Here is a 14,944-nt window from a genome sequence, read left to right on the forward strand (position 1 = left end):
GGCAGATTCACATCAGCCGTTAGCCCAGCGTCGCGGTCATGACTGCTTTGATGGTATGCATCCGGTTCTCGGCCTCGTCGAACACCTTCGACTGCTCAGACTCGAACACCTCATCCGTCACTTCCATATCCTCGATTCCAAAACGCTCATGGATCTCCTTGCCGATCTTCGTCTTCAGATCATGGAACGCTGGCAGACAATGCAGGAAGATCGCGCTATCCTTCGCATTGGCCATCACCTTGGAGGTCACCTTGTAAGGCGTAAGCTCCCGGATTCTTTCCTCCCATACCTCGTCCGGCTCTCCCATGGACACCCATACATCCGTATAGATCACATCCGCGTCCTTCGTTCCTGCCGCCACATCTGAGGTCAGCGTGATGGTCGCGCCGCTCTCCTTCGCATAGCCCCGGCAGGTCTCCACTAATTCTGCGTTAGGGAAATAATTTTCCGTAGTGCAGGCAACAAAATGCATTCCCATCTTGGCGCAGGCGATCATCAGCGAATTACCCATGTTGTATCTGGCGTCGCCCATGTAAACCAGCTTTATGCCTTTAAGCTCCCCGAAGTTCTCCCGTATAGTCAACAGATCCGCCAACATCTGTGTAGGATGGTACTCATTGGTCAGTCCGTTCCATACCGGAACGCCGGCGTATCTGGCCAGATCCTCCACGATCTCCTGTCCGAAGCCGCGGTATTCGATCCCGTCATACATCCTTCCAAGCACCCTCGCCGTATCCTCAATGCTCTCCTTCTTCCCGATCTGTGAGCCGCTTGGGTCAAGATAGGTCGTCCCCATCCCCATATCGTGCGCGGCTGCCTCGAACGCACACCGGGTTCTGGTACTGGTCTTCTCAAATATCAGCGCAACGTTCTTTCCCCTGTAATTATCGACAGGCACGCCGTTCTTCTTCTTTTCCTTCAGATCTGCCGCCAGATCCAGCAGATACGCGATCTCCTCCGGTGTATAGTCCTTCAATGTCAAAAAATTTCTTCCTTTTAAGTTCATCGTCAATCCCTTTCTCAATCCAATCAATACATGGACGAACCTCGGAAGGTTCATCTGATCACTCAATGCTTCATATTTCTTATATACTATATCATACAACTGGTCAACCGTGTATATCTGATACTTGGGGATGCGCAGTAATTTGGCCGCCGCCTCCAGCATACCCATGAACAGCTCCTTCCCCTTATATCCCAGCGGCAGCTTCAGCACGAATGCGATCTCTGCCTTTTCAATCTCCCGGATATCCGCAAGAAGCTCTTCGTAATACTCATCCTCATGGGACTGCTCCAGATAATATATCGTCCCTTCCAGGCCGTACAGCATCCTACAGGCGTCATAATAACCGATCACAAGATTCTGCCGGCTGCGTTTCCCCGAGAACTCAATGATACTCCCAAGCTTCACCCGCGGCGCGATCTCAAGCTTCTCGCCCTCCTTGGGCAGCTTGACGCGCGGTTCACGGCCCGGGCCGTAGATGCGCACCTCTATGATAGTCTCGTATCCTCTCTTCACCAGTGAATTCAATGGTACATTATTCACCACGCCGCCGTCAATATATTTCTTCCCCTGAATCTTCTCATTCTTGAAACCGATCAGATATGCGCTTGCCAGAAGAAAATCCTCCAGAAGCCCCTCCGGGATATCCTCTATACTGAGATCCAGCTCTCTGAACTCCGACAGCGAGAACGTCAGCAGGCAGAACTCCTTGCCGCAGTTCCGTATGGCCTCCTCGTCTACCGTCTCGTGGATCAGATTGCGCAAAGGCGTGATGTCGACCCCGCCCTCTTTAAGCCGCTTCCAGCCTTCATTCAGGAATTCCCTGATGCTTGTCTGCTTCTGGAACAATCCTTCCATCCACTCGTCATCCACATCCATGACCCTTGAAAATGTCATCTCATTCCAGATCTTCTCTGCCTTCCCGATATCGCCCATGCAGATCAGCGCGCCGTTCAGCGCTCCCACAGAGGTTCCCGCCACCGCATTGATCTTCACACCTGCTTCCGCAAGAGCCTTCCACGCGCCGATCTGGTATGCTCCGCGTGCTCCGCCTCCGTCCAGTACCAGACCATATTCCTTTGACAGGTCAATTACAGGCTTCATATCACCACGCCTTTCTTATATATATCTATATCCGCCTTCCTGACATCCGGCGCTGCCTCGCCGCCTCAAACATCAGCACTGACGCCGCGACCGCTGCATTCAGGGACTCCACCTGTCCCTCCATCGGTATCCTGATATAAGTATCCGCAAGCCTTGCCGTCTCCTCTGTAAGTCCGTTTCCTTCATTTCCGATCAGAAACCCGCAGGGCATGCTGTAATCTTCCTCATCATAAAAACGCTGTCCCGCAAGATGCGCCGCATAGATATGGATCCCCATTCCCTTAAGCTCCGTGACCGCGTCATGAAGATCCTCCGTATAGCAGAAGGGCATACGATAGACAGAGCCCATAGTGGAACGGATCGTCTTGGGATTATAGATATCCACACATTCCCTGTCCATCACGATTCCTGTCACTCCGGCGCCCTCCGCCGTCCGAAGGATCGTACCCAGATTCCCCGGATCCTGCAGATGCTCCAGCACAATGATGTGCGGGCAATTCCCTCCGGCCGTCTCCCTAAGCTTACGCTCCGACTGTCTGGCAACGCACAAGATCCCCTGCGGCGTCCTGGTATCCGATACATAGCCGAACACCGTATCCGACAGGATCTCCGGTACGATCCCGCTGCCCGCAAGAACTTCCCTGACCGTCTTCTTGTCCTTCCGGTAAAATGTCTCCGACATATATACCTCTCTTAATATCTCAAGCGGCATCTCCCTGAACATCCTGATTCCTTCTACCAGAAATACCTTCTCTTCGTCCCTCGCCTTGCGCTTCTTCTTAAGGCTTACCAGACGCTTAACCTTCGCATTCGATGTACTTGTTATCATGTAACATTCTGCCCTCTCTCACCGAATAATATTTAGAGTTGATGCACGCTCACGCTAGTGTATCAGGGCATGCATCAGCGTGCTACATATTATAACACAATTCATACGGCATATCTACATAAAACTCCTTTTGCATCCGCATCCATACTTCTACATGCAAAAATAATGATACCCTCCGTATACCCGGCGGCTATATGCAAAAAGAGATACCCGCTAAAGGTATCTCTGGTATCTCTGTATATCCCTATGCCCTCATCGCACCGTCCACAGACAAGATCTCGCCCGTCACATAGCTTGCCATATCGCTTGCCAGGAATAAGAACGCATTGGCGATATCTTCCGGCTCACCGATCCTGCGAAGCGGTATCGCGGCGATCATCGGCTGGATCATCTGATCCGGCAGAGCCGCGACCATATCCGTCTTGGTGATTCCCGGCGCTACCGCATTGACGCGGATATTGCTTGGGCCAAGCTCTCTTGCCAGTGAAAGCGTCATACCGTTGACAGCGAATTTGCTCGTCGGATATGCCACGCCGCCAGGCTGCCCTGAGATGCTGACCATGGAACTGGTATTCAGGATACAGCCGCCGCCCTGCTCTCTCATAATCTCTACCGCCGGCTGGATCGCATTGAAGAGAGCATTGACATTCAGCCTCATAACCTTGTCGAACTGCCCTTCTTCGTATTTCTCGACCTTGGTACTATCGGACATTCCGGCATTATTGACCAGAATATCAAGTCTTCCGAACTTATCCTTTACCTTCTGGATGGCAGCCTTCACTGCCCCTGCATCGGACAGGTCCGGGTAATCCCCTTCCACTTCCCAGTCCGCATTCTCCGCCTTAAGCGAAGAGAGCGCCTTATTCACCGTCTCCTCTCTGGACCCGAACAGCACGACCTTCGCACCGTTCTCCAGATACTTCTTCACTACCGCATAACCGATTCCTCTTGTACCGCCTGTAACGACAGCCACCTTTCCTTTTAACAAATCCTTTACCTCCTTTTGTAAAATACATCTTACACCTTAAATCTATATCCGACCCCCCAGATCGTCTCAATATACTGAGGGTTCGAGGTATCCATCTCCACCTTCTCGCGTATCTTCTTGATATGCACCGTCACCGTCGCGATATCCCCGATCGACTCCATATCCCAGATCTCACGGAACAGCTCTTCCTTCGTATACACATGGTTGGGATGGCTTGCAAGGAAGGTCAGAAGATCGAATTCCTTCGTGGTAAATGTCTTCTCCTCTCCGTTGATCCACACCCGTCTCGCCGTCGTGTCGATCTTGAGCCCGCGGATCTCGATCACCTTATTAGCCTCCACCGCGCTTCCCGTCAGACGGTCGTATCTGGCAAGGTGCGCCTTCACTCTTGCCACCAGTTCGCTTGGGCTGAACGGCTTCGTCATATAATCATCCGCCCCAAGTCCAAGCCCCCGGATCTTGTCAATATCATCCTTCTTCGCCGACACCATGATGATGGGGGTATTCTTCACATCTCTCACCTGGCGGCAGATATCAAAGCCGTCGATGCCCGGCAGCATCAGATCCAGGATAAACATATCAAAGTCTTCCTTCAGCGCCTTCTGAAGGCCGGTCGCTCCGTCGTTCGCCACCTCCACCTGGAATCCGCTCAGCTCCAGATAATCCTTCTCAAGATCGGCGATCGCTTCTTCATCTTCTACAATCAATATCTTACTCATAAATCGGCACCTCCTGATATTTTCTAAGGACAAAATACATCGTCGTCCCCGTATCTTCTCTGCTTGTAGCCCAGATCTTGCCTCCGTGCTCCTCGATGATCTTCTTCACGATCGAAAGCCCGATACCGCTTCCCCCCTTGGATGAATTCCGCGAAGCATCCGTGCGGTAAAACCGGTCGAAGATGTTCGGCAGATCCTTCGCCGCGATCCCTCTGCCGTTGTCCTCCAGTTCGACCTGCACGAAGTCTCCCACATCCTTGACCCTAAGATTGATCTTTCCTTTGGGCTTATCCATATATTTGAGCGAATTATTCACGATATTGTGAACAACACGCTTGACCTGCTCTGCGTCGGCGATTATCTTCACATCTGCTTCCACATAATTAAAATATCCGAACTCCACGCCTCTGGACTCAAGCTCCACGGAGAGATCTTCCGCACAGTCTTCAAAATACGCCTCCACCGACAGCGTGTTAAAATTATAAGGGATCCTGTTGGTATCAATCTTCGTATACAGGGTCAGCTCGTTGATCAGCGTGTCCATCTCGCTGGCCTTATTGTAGATCGTCCGAATATACCGTTCCATCTTCTCCGGCGTATCCGCAACTCCGTCCATGATCCCTTCCGCATATCCCTTGATGGCTGTGACCGGGGTCTTCAAGTCATGGGAAATATTGCTGATCAGCTCCTTGTTCTCTTTGTCGAATCTGATCTTCTCTTCCGCGTTATCCTGGAGCCGCATACGCATCTCCTCCAAGCTCTGACAGAGCTTCCCAAGCTCGTCGTCCGCTTCTGCCTTAAGCTCAAAATCCAGATTCCCATCCTTGATATTCTGAGCCGCGACCTGCATCTTCCCGAGCGGTCCCATGACTCCTCTGTATATCCATAAGATGAGAACTGCCGCCGTCAGAATCAGCACCACGACGATTCCCACGACAACCTCCATATATAACCGCTCCACCTCCGGGATCACGCCGTTAACATTTACAACGACAAACGCGCTGCCTTCCTTCTCATCCGGATATAGAAAATCCACCTGCTTCACAAGCGCCTGAGCCTCGCCTCCCAGATAAATACCGCTCTCCGACATCATCTCCGTATCTCCGTACCCCGGCAGGCGGTCGATCACCGGCTGAGCATCCTCCATAGCCGTACCGACATAGACCAGGATATGACCCTTACGCACCAACAGATATGCATTCTTTCTTCTTAGGTTCTGGTTAAAATCCTCCAGAAAAGTAGCGTCTTCCATCTGACGCGGATTCTCCTCTACCATCTGGGACAGTTCTTTATAAAAACGCTCCGTGAGCCTGGACATTACTCCGACAGAATTCGACAGATTTTCCGTCGTCATCCCCGTGATCTCATAGGTCTTCTCAATGGCGCTCATCTGATATTTGCCAAACAGATATGCCAGCATAACTGTCAGCACGATCGGAATCAGGATCACCGTCAGAAAAGCTATGATCAGTCTCGTCTTTAACTTCATCTTTGTGCCTCACACTTCGGATATCATATGTATTTAAGTATAGCACGAAAAAGGACGCTTCACATCAAAGCGTCCATAAACTTATTATAAAATTTTTATAAATAGCTTTATAAATACTTCTTCAAGATCTCCGCCTTGTCAATCTTCTCCCATGGCAGATCCAGATCGGTACGTCCGAAATGCCCATACGCCGCCGTCTGCTTGTAGATCGGTCTTCTTAAGTTCAGCATCTGAATGATGCCCGCCGGACGAAGGTCGAAGTTCTCTCTGATCATATCTACCAGCTTCTCATTGCTGATCTTCCCGGTTCCGAAGGTATCCACCATAATAGACGTCGGATGCGCCACACCGATAGCGTAAGACAGCTGGATCTCACATTTCTTAGCAAGGCCCGCAGCCACAATATTCTTAGCGACGTAACGCGCCGCGTAAGCCGCCGAACGGTCTACCTTCGTGCAGTCCTTGCCGGAAAATGCGCCGCCGCCGTGGCGTGCCATTCCGCCGTAGGTATCTACAATGATCTTCCGTCCGGTAAGACCGCTGTCGCCGTGAGGCCCGCCGATCACGAAACGTCCCGTCGGGTTGATGAAGAACTTGGTCTCACCGTCTACCATATCTGCCGGGATCACCTCATCAAATACATGCTTTTTGATATCCTCGTGAATCTGCTCCTGCGTTACATCCGGGTCGTGCTGGGTGGACAGGACTACCGCGTCGAGCCGCGTCGGCACTCCTTCCTCGTTATACTCAACCGTCACCTGTGATTTCCCGTCCGGCCTTAAGTACGGCAGCGTGCCGTTCTTGCGCACCTCGGTAAGCCTTCTTGCCAGCTTGTGTGCCAGTGCGATCGGATACGGCATAAGCTCCGGCGTCTCATCTGACGCATAACCGAACATCATTCCCTGATCCCCTGCGCCGATCGCCTCGATCTCTTCCTCTGACATCTTGTTCTCTTTGGCTTCCAGAGCCTTGTCAACTCCCATGGCGATATCGCTTGACTGCTCGTCAATTGCCGTAAGTACGCCGCAGGTCTCCGCGTCAAACCCGAATTTCCCGCGCACATAACCGATCTCTTTGATCGTCTCTCTCACGATCTTCTGAATGTCCACATACGCCTTCGTTGTGATCTCTCCCATAACCAGGACAAGCCCTGTAGTGGTACTGGTCTCGCAAGCCACGCGGCTCATAGGATCCTGCGCCATCAACGCATCCAGGATCGCGTCCGAGATCTGATCACACATCTTATCCGGATGTCCTTCTGTTACTGATTCTGATGTGAATAAATGTCTTTCCATTATCTTCCACTCCTTTTCTCTTGATGACCGCATACTTTCTCTTTGCTGTTCAGCATGCTAAGACGAAAAACAGCCCGCACTAAGCGGACTGTTTTATATCTCATAAACCAATCCTCTTATTGTTCGATTGCTCGCTCAGGTTGGCACCTTCCCAGACCGGGGGTTGCCGCAGCTTCATAGATCCTTTGTATCTCCACTGCTCTGAATAAGAGAAAGTCTGCATTATTTAGATGTAATCCATATATAAATATACTCGCTTTTCTATGTGTTGTCAATACGATGGTGCAAATTTCCAGGATGCTCCTCATCAAATACCCTGATCACATCCATGAACCTCTCCCCGTACTTGCTGTACTTATTCTCCCCGACGCCAGATACCGCGAGCATCCCCTGCTTATCTCTTGGAAACTTAACGCACATGTCGATCAGCGTCTTATCGCTGAACACGATATAAGGGGGCATCCCTTCCTCCTTCGCAATCGCCGTCCGAAGCCCCTTAAGCCTCTCGAACAACTGGAATCCTGCGCCGGTGAGGGCGTCCGTGCTCCGCGCCTTCTTCCTGGCGGCGGCCGGGATCTCCTTCTCCTGAGACTTCCGGATCATCACACGGGCTCCTTCGCGCTTCAACCCGCTGATATCACCCATCTGGAGGACGCGGTATTCTCCCGACTGAACAATATAACCATCCATAATCATCTGGTCGATCAACGTCTGGACATCCTTCTCATTTACCTGCTCCAAAGCCCCGTAGGATCTGTACGAGGTCGCTCCTACCTCCCGAAGCCTTGCGCGGTTCGCGCCGACCAGCGTTCCCGACACAATATTCTTGCCGAATCTTCCCCTGGTCTCCGCGATACAGTTGACCACCCATTTGGCCGCATCCGTCATATCCATCTCTGTAAAATTACCGTGACAATTCCCGCAGTTGCCGCAGGGCTGGCTTATCTTCTCGCCGAAATACTCCAGTATATAATTCCTGAGACAAGCGGCCCTCTTGCAATACCCCTCCATGACCTGAAGCCTGTAGGTGTCCCGCTGCCTGATCAGTTCAATATCCTCTTCATCCATATCCTCGAATTCCTTCTGATCCAGAAGGAATCTCGCGATGATCACATCCTGGGCGGAAAACAGCAGAATACACTGGGAATTCTCCCCGTCACGCCCTGCACGCCCCGCCTCCTGATAATAATTCTCCATGCTCTGAGGCATGTTGTAGTGGATCACATATCTTACATTGGACTTGTCGATCCCCATCCCAAACGCATTGGTGGCCACCACCACAAGCGCCCGGTCATAGATGAAATCATCCTGGTTCTTCTTACGGATATGATTGTCGATCCCCGCGTGATAGCTGGTCACCGGGACACCCCGCTTGAACAGCTTCTCATACAGATTGTCCACATTCTTCCGCGTTGCACAGTAGATGATCCCGCTCTCTCCCGGATGCTTCTCGATATAGTCAACGACGAAATCATCCTTCTTCTTTCCCGCGATATGCTCCACGCTGTAATACAGATTCTCCCGGTCGAATCCCGTCACCGTCACATCGGGGCGCTCCAGGCGAAGAATGCACTCGATATCCGTCTTCACCTCCCCCGTTGCCGTCGCCGTAAATGCGCTGATGATCGGACGCTTCGGCAGATCGTCTATAAAATCAACGATCTTCAGATAACTCGGTCTGAAATCCTGCCCCCACTGAGAAATACAATGGGCCTCATCCACCGTCACCATAGAAATATCGGCATTTGCCGCAAACTGCAGGAATCTTCCGCTCTCTAAGCGTTCCGGCGCCACATAGATAATCTTATATATGCCCCTGGCCGCAAAATCAAGAGCCTTGGATATCTGAGCCTCTGTCAGTGCAGAGTTGATAAATGCCGCGTGGATCCCCGCCTCATTCAAGGACTTTACCTGATCTTGCATCAGGGATATCAGAGGCGATACCACAAGCGTGATACCGGGGAGCATCAGCGCCGGTACCTGATAACAGACGGACTTGCCGGCGCCGGTAGGCATGATCGCCAGCACATCCCTCCCCGACAGGATGGAGCGTATGATGCCCTCCTGCCCCTGACGAAATGTATCATATCCAAAATATTTCTTTAATATCTCTGCTGCGTTCATGCGCTGCCGCTTCCCCCTTCTGACTCTGATATCCTGTACCTCCGCCGTTCTTAAATCGTATCGAACTGCTTCCGGTAACTCACCGCACCTTCGTACTGGTTCGACTGCAGACACAGCCGGACCGTATTGTATACACACCATCTAAGCTCCCGAAGCGTCAGGCTTCCGTCCTCAAGCGCCCGCCGTATCTCCTCGTGATCCTGATGTGTTCCCGGCATGATCATATCATTCCCGGCACGGATGCATCCCGGCGCGGTGCAGATCCCGCCCGTAGAATCCGTCGTAGTCGTCCAGTCAGTCATGATTGCTCCTGCGAAGCCCCATTCGTCTCTCGCCGCCTTCTTGCAGATATCAAAGGAATTCGCGGCGTGTACCCCGTTGATCATATTGTAGGACGTCATAATACTCATGGGCTGGGACTCCTTCACCGCAATCTCGAAGCCTTTCAGATAGATCTCTCTCAATGCACGCTCCGATACCACAGAATCCGACCCCATCCGGTTATCCTCCTGATTGTTGCACGCGAAATGCTTGATCGTCGTTCCCACGCCCGGATGCTTCTGCACTCCCAAGGTCATGGCAGCCGCCATCTTCCCAGAGAGCAGCGGATCCTCGGAATAATATTCGAAATTACGTCCGCACAGCGGATTTCGGTGGATGTTCATGCCCGGAGCCAGCCAAAGCGTCACACCAAACTCTTCCATCTCACTGCCGATCATCTCTCCGACTTCTTCGATCAATTCGATATTCCAGGTCTGCGCAAGTAACGTTCCCACCGGAATCGCCGTACAATACTGATAATAGGTCGTTCCCACACTCTCCGTCTCAGACATGAAGAATCCCTTCTCAAGAGACTTCATGAAGCTCTCCTTCACGATCTCTCCGTCCGCCACCTGATAGGTCTGGTTCAATCGCAGGCCCGCCGGACCGTCCGCCAATACCATAGCCGCAACATTCCACGGATCCCCAGCCGCCGCTGACGACGTCTCCGCCGCCGAACCCGGAACCGTGATACCGGCAGAGCCAAGCGCACTCTCCTGTCCTTTACCCGGATCCCCAGTCGCTAACTGGATCAACTGATCCGCCGACAGCTTCTGAACGATCTCTCCTGCCGGTCCCGGCAAAGTCTCCGGCATCTCTGTATATACGATCTCTTCGGCCTCGATCTCCCCGGCATGAACCTCCGCCGGAGGGATCGTAAGGCTTTCCGCCTTCGCAAGCCATTCAGATTCCTTCTTAGATACATTTGCCAAATCAGGCATGATCTCCGTAAGCTCTTCCTTAAGCGGGCAGATATGTCCGCACCGCACCGTAACGGCATCCCCGTCCAGATGGATTGCTCCGGCAAGCACGGCAGATCCAAGAGAGTTCCCTGCCCAGATCCCGTAGGTACCCTCCTCCAGCATCCAGACGGCACCCTCTTCATGATAAAAAGCCAACTGATCCATAGCAAAAGACAGACTCAATTCCTGGGATTCGCCCGGTGCAAGCAGCCCGGTCTTCGCAAACGCCGACAGACGGCGGAATTCCTTCACAAGCTTCTTCTGCGGGCAGGATACATATACCTGTACCACTTCCTTCCCCGCATAGCGATCCCCCGTATTCTTAACGGAGACATCTACCTCGATCCCCGGTTTGTCCGCATCCGTCCGCACCTTGCGCACCGCCCGCACCTGCGTCTCGAAGCTGGTGTATGAAAGCCCGTATCCGAACCCATAGAGCGCCGGAACATCAAACGTATCAAAATACCGGTATCCTACAAATATGCCTTCCTCATACTTCTCTGTCTCTGTATTGCCGTTCTTATGGCTGAATGTCTGCGCATTCGGATAATCCTCATAGCTCGCCGCCCAGGTATCCGCAAGCTTCCCGCTCGGCGTCACATCCCCTGACAGGACGTCCGCGAACGCGCTGCCGCCTTCCTGTCCCGCCTGTACGAACTGCAGGATCGCGTCAACATTGGGTAATTCCTCCGTGAATCCAAGATCGACAAGCCCTCCGATATTGACCGCCAACACGATAGACCTGTAAGACTCCGATATCTGGTTAAGCAGCGCCCGCTCCTCGGATGTAAGCTTATAATCCCCCGGCGTATCTCTGCGGTCTGCATTCTCTCCCGCGACACGGCTTAAGACGAACACCGCAATATCCGCGCCGTCCTGCTTCGCCGCCTCCGTGTCGATCCCCGGACCGCACGGAACCTGAAACGGCGTCGTAGAATATTCATCAAAAAACTTGGCTCCCGGCCTGTCCATCCTGCATAATATATCGTCCCTCCACCTTAAGCGCTCCTCCTCATACAGACGGTCATAGGCAAGGATCCAATCCTCACTGGTGATCTCATATCCTGCCTGCCGAAGCCCCTGATAGATGGAAATGCTGTCACGCTCGTTCACATCCCCTGAGCCCGTTCCGCCCTTGACGGTCCTCCCGGCTCCTGCGCCATACAGGGCAAGCCTGCTCCCCCTCTCTATGGGCAGTAAGCCGTCCTTATTCTTAAGCAGTACGAATCCCTCTGCCGCCGCACGCCTGGCAAGCTTTCGATGCCTGATCTCCCTGTCGGATATCTCTGCGGACATTGTACCCGGCAATCTACGTTCCTTGATCTTCATGAATTCTCCTCCTGTAACTAAAGTTATATGAAACATTTAGAATTATTCTAACACGATACAATCATTTTAACAATGCAAAAACGAGGACCGGCAGAATCAACTCCTGTCAGTCCCCTATTCCTGTTCTATTCTTAACCTACTTTCAACCGAAACTTCTGAATCTCCTTATTCGAGCCGACCCTCTCCATGATCGCCCCGATCCCGCGAAGCTTCTCCTCGAATCTCTCATATCCTCTCTGGATATATACAATATCATCGACGATCGTAATCCCGTCTGCTGCCAGGCCCGCGATACAGAGCGCCGCTCCCGCGCGCAGATCTGGTGCACAGACCCTCGCTCCCGAGAAACGCTTGATCCCTTCTATCGTCGCCGAATTACCCTCAACCTTGATATTCGCGCCCATTCTTGCCAGCTCATCCAGATATTTGAACCGATTCTCGAAGATACTCTCCGTGATCGTACTTGTCCCCCGGCACAGAGCCAGCGTCACTCCGATCTGCGGCTGCATATCTGTCGGGAATCCCGGATACGGCAATGTCTTGACATGGGTACTGTTCAAATCGCCCTTGGAAACCACTCGCACGGCATCGTCGAACTCTTCCACCTCGCAGCCTATCTCTATCAGCTTCGCGATCGTGGCCTCAAGATGCTTCGGGATCACATTCATAACCGTAACGTCGCCTCTTGTAGCCGCCGCCGCGAACATAAATGTTCCCGCTTCGATCTGATCAGGAATAACAGAATACTCCGAACGATGCAGACGCTGCACGCCGCGGATCTTGATCACATCCGTACCCGCGCCTCTGATGTTCGCTCCCATACTGTTCAGGAAGTTCGCCACGTCTACCACATGCGGCTCCTTCGCCACATTCTCCATAATGGTCAGACCTTCCGCCATAGTCGCAGCCATCATCACATTGATGGTCGCCCCTACGCTGACCACGTCAAAATAAATATGCTTGCCGACCAGACGGTCCGCCTCAGCGATGATCTTGCCATGTCTGATCTCAACATCCGCGCCAAGGGCACGGAAGCCCTTCAGATGTTGGTCGATGGGCCTGCTCCCTATGTTGCATCCGCCCGGAAGCGCAACCTCCGCATGCTTATACTTCCCAAGCAGCGCTCCCAGAAGATAATAAGACGCTCTGATCTTCTTGATATAATCGTACTCTATGTCAATACTGTCGATATTCTTCCCGTTGATCCTGACAGTGTGGCGGTCCACTCTGTGAACTGCCGCTCCTATCCCCGAAACCGCATCCAGTAATACATTGATATCATTCACGTCCGGCAGATTATCAACCAGTACAGTCTCATCTGTCATGATCGCCGCAGCAAGAATCGCCAAAGCCGCATTCTTTGCTCCGCCAATCTCTACTTCTCCAACAAGCGGATGGCCGCCTTTAATTATATATTGCTCCATCGTTGCACCTCAATATCTATTTTTTTATTACTCTCATTTATATTATCTGTATAATTAAAAAATCTACTCTCGGAAATCTCTGGTTTTTAATGCGTTCATATTATACCATAAATTTCGTATTTGTAAAATATTTTTTAATAAACATGTAAATAGTTCGTAATAATTATTACTCTTCCAACGCTTCTAACACCTTCTGAATGGTATCTTCAAGCCTCAATCCGTCTTCACATATGGTCAGATCGGCATATCTCTCACACAGCACAACCCTCTCATCATAGAGATCCTTCAAGGTCTGATCCTTCCTCAGTACGACCCCTCTGCTCCGCGCATTGTTCAGCCTCCTGTCGATCGTCTCGAAGGATGCCTGCAGATATACGATCTTACCGATCTCTTTATAATGCTTCATCGCATTCTCGCAATATATAACGCTCCCGCCCGGTGATATCACCGTCTTCTTCGTGTTCACGCGGGAATTCACGCGGTCCTCCACCTCGAGAAAGCCTTTGATCCCCTTCTCCCTGATGATATCCTTGAGCAGCTTCCCTTCCTCCTCCTGTATCAGGATATCCGTATCTACGAAACGATATCCAAGCCTCTTGGCGACAATGACTCCCACCGTGCTCTTACCCACGGCCGGCATGCCAATGAATATGATGTTATCCACCAGCTCTCCCCCCTTATCTTCTGCCGCTGCTCATGCAAAGCCCTACCGGTACACAGACCTTACTTTTGTTGTACCGATGCACCATGGCATAAAACAGGGCATTTATGAGGAATATTTTACCACACTTTCGGCTATCCGTCCACCCTTAGGAACTGTACATGTTATTCTTGCACAGTTCCTAAGATACACAGCCGTCCGCGAAACGTAACGCACCCGGATCAATAATATTTTCTCCGGTATTCTCTGTACTCACATCTCCTCTGGCACAGCTCATGGTACGCCATAACCTGTATCAGATCCATCAGCCACTCTCCCGCGTTCTCTTCCTCTTCCGCCACCTGGTCGTAGATCCGCCTGCACATCATACGAAGCTGCAGCTGATCCGGATATTCGTCATACATCATGCTCCCGCTGTACTCCATCCGGTCACATTCCTCCTCCACATAAGGGATCAGGCGTTTCGCCGCCATAGGATAAATACTCTTCATGTAATCCAGGTCTCTTCTCATGCTCCTGTCTTCTTCGTACAGAAACGGCATTGGATATGTCATATAATAAGGAAGTCGATTGTCCATTTGCGCTCTCTCCTAAGAAATAAGTATCTATCCTATCATATGTCTGTTTTAAAAATATGTGCCTTCCCATTCCTGCATACTATCCTTATTTCTGCATATACATATAAAAAACTTCAAA

The 14,944-nt window shown here is 51.6% G+C and carries 11 protein-coding genes and 1 riboswitch; all 11 genes read right to left on the reverse strand.

What is annotated here, in order from left to right:
* Nucleotides 1-19 precede the first annotated feature (19 nt).
* Nucleotides 20-2,107: an ornithine carbamoyltransferase gene (gene argF, locus VSQ62_RS28270; RefSeq protein WP_334638227.1), complete on the reverse strand. Its 2,088-nt coding sequence runs from the start codon at nucleotides 2,105-2,107 to the stop codon at nucleotides 20-22.
* A gap of 25 nt (nucleotides 2,108-2,132) precedes the next feature.
* Nucleotides 2,133-2,936, reverse strand: a complete 804-nt coding sequence (locus tag VSQ62_RS28275) for a TrmH family RNA methyltransferase (protein WP_334638228.1) — start codon at nucleotides 2,934-2,936, stop codon at nucleotides 2,133-2,135.
* Between the two features lie 244 nt (nucleotides 2,937-3,180).
* Nucleotides 3,181-3,924: an SDR family NAD(P)-dependent oxidoreductase gene (locus VSQ62_RS28280; protein ID WP_334638229.1), complete on the reverse strand. Its 744-nt coding sequence runs from the start codon at nucleotides 3,922-3,924 to the stop codon at nucleotides 3,181-3,183.
* A 29-nt stretch (nucleotides 3,925-3,953) separates the two neighbouring features.
* Nucleotides 3,954-4,643, reverse strand: a complete 690-nt coding sequence (locus tag VSQ62_RS28285) for a response regulator transcription factor (RefSeq protein WP_334638230.1) — start codon at nucleotides 4,641-4,643, stop codon at nucleotides 3,954-3,956.
* Nucleotides 4,636-6,132, reverse strand: a complete 1,497-nt coding sequence (locus VSQ62_RS28290; protein WP_334638231.1) for a sensor histidine kinase — start codon at nucleotides 6,130-6,132, stop codon at nucleotides 4,636-4,638. Before VSQ62_RS28290 ends, VSQ62_RS28285 begins: the two co-directional genes overlap by 8 nt.
* Nucleotides 6,133-6,239: 107 nt before the next feature.
* Nucleotides 6,240-7,427 carry a methionine adenosyltransferase gene (metK, locus tag VSQ62_RS28295; RefSeq protein ID WP_334638232.1) on the reverse strand — a complete coding sequence of 396 codons (1,188 nt, stop codon included), beginning with the start codon at nucleotides 7,425-7,427 and terminating at the stop codon, nucleotides 6,240-6,242.
* Nucleotides 7,428-7,540: 113 nt separating this feature from the next.
* A riboswitch (SAM riboswitch) is annotated at nucleotides 7,541-7,639 on the reverse strand.
* Nucleotides 7,640-7,688: 49 nt separating this feature from the next.
* Nucleotides 7,689-9,692, reverse strand: coding sequence for a DNA helicase RecQ (recQ, locus tag VSQ62_RS28300; protein ID WP_334638233.1), 2,004 nt, complete (start codon nucleotides 9,690-9,692; stop codon nucleotides 7,689-7,691).
* The gene (locus VSQ62_RS28305; protein ID WP_334638234.1) at nucleotides 9,602-12,163 is read right to left on the reverse strand and encodes a beta-glucosidase; all 2,562 of its coding nucleotides are present in this window, start codon (nucleotides 12,161-12,163) and stop codon (nucleotides 9,602-9,604) included. The genes recQ and VSQ62_RS28305 overlap by 91 nt, the downstream gene beginning before the upstream one ends.
* Before the next feature lie 131 nt (nucleotides 12,164-12,294).
* Nucleotides 12,295-13,587 carry a UDP-N-acetylglucosamine 1-carboxyvinyltransferase gene (gene murA / locus VSQ62_RS28310; protein ID WP_334638235.1) on the reverse strand — a complete coding sequence of 431 codons (1,293 nt, stop codon included), beginning with the start codon at nucleotides 13,585-13,587 and terminating at the stop codon, nucleotides 12,295-12,297.
* Nucleotides 13,588-13,753: 166 nt separating this feature from the next.
* Complete coding sequence (locus tag VSQ62_RS28315) at nucleotides 13,754-14,251, reverse strand: shikimate kinase (RefSeq protein WP_334638236.1); 498 nt, start codon at nucleotides 14,249-14,251, stop codon at nucleotides 13,754-13,756.
* A gap of 218 nt (nucleotides 14,252-14,469) precedes the next feature.
* Nucleotides 14,470-14,826 (reverse strand): hypothetical protein, encoded by a 357-nt coding sequence (locus VSQ62_RS28320; protein WP_334638237.1) that lies wholly within the window; start codon nucleotides 14,824-14,826, stop codon nucleotides 14,470-14,472.
* Nucleotides 14,827-14,944: the final 118 nt, after the last annotated feature.

Origin of the sequence: Sporofaciens sp. JLR.KK001, assembly GCF_036941055.1 — a bacterium.
GTDB lineage: Bacteria > Bacillota > Clostridia > Lachnospirales > Lachnospiraceae > Sporofaciens.

Excerpts from the sequence above, each read along its gene's own strand:
- VSQ62_RS28275 (WP_334638228.1), bottom strand. The coding sequence starts at position 2,936 with ATGATAACAAGTACATCGAATGCGAAGGTTAAGCGTCTGGTAAGCCTT.
- VSQ62_RS28290 (WP_334638231.1), bottom strand. The coding sequence starts at position 6,132 with ATGAAGTTAAAGACGAGACTGATCATAGCTTTTCTGACGGTGATCCTG.
- murA (WP_334638235.1), bottom strand. The coding sequence starts at position 13,587 with ATGGAGCAATATATAATTAAAGGCGGCCATCCGCTTGTTGGAGAAGTA.
- argF (WP_334638227.1), bottom strand. The coding sequence starts at position 2,107 with ATGAAGCCTGTAATTGACCTGTCAAAGGAATATGGTCTGGTACTGGAC.
- VSQ62_RS28285 (WP_334638230.1), bottom strand. The coding sequence starts at position 4,643 with ATGAGTAAGATATTGATTGTAGAAGATGAAGAAGCGATCGCCGATCTT.
- metK (WP_334638232.1), bottom strand. The coding sequence starts at position 7,427 with ATGGAAAGACATTTATTCACATCAGAATCAGTAACAGAAGGACATCCG.
- VSQ62_RS28305 (WP_334638234.1), bottom strand. The coding sequence starts at position 12,163 with ATGAAGATCAAGGAACGTAGATTGCCGGGTACAATGTCCGCAGAGATA.
- recQ (WP_334638233.1), bottom strand. The coding sequence starts at position 9,692 with ATGGTGTGTATACAATACGGTCCGGCTGTGTCTGCAGTCGAACCAGTA.
- VSQ62_RS28320 (WP_334638237.1), bottom strand. The coding sequence starts at position 14,826 with ATGGACAATCGACTTCCTTATTATATGACATATCCAATGCCGTTTCTG.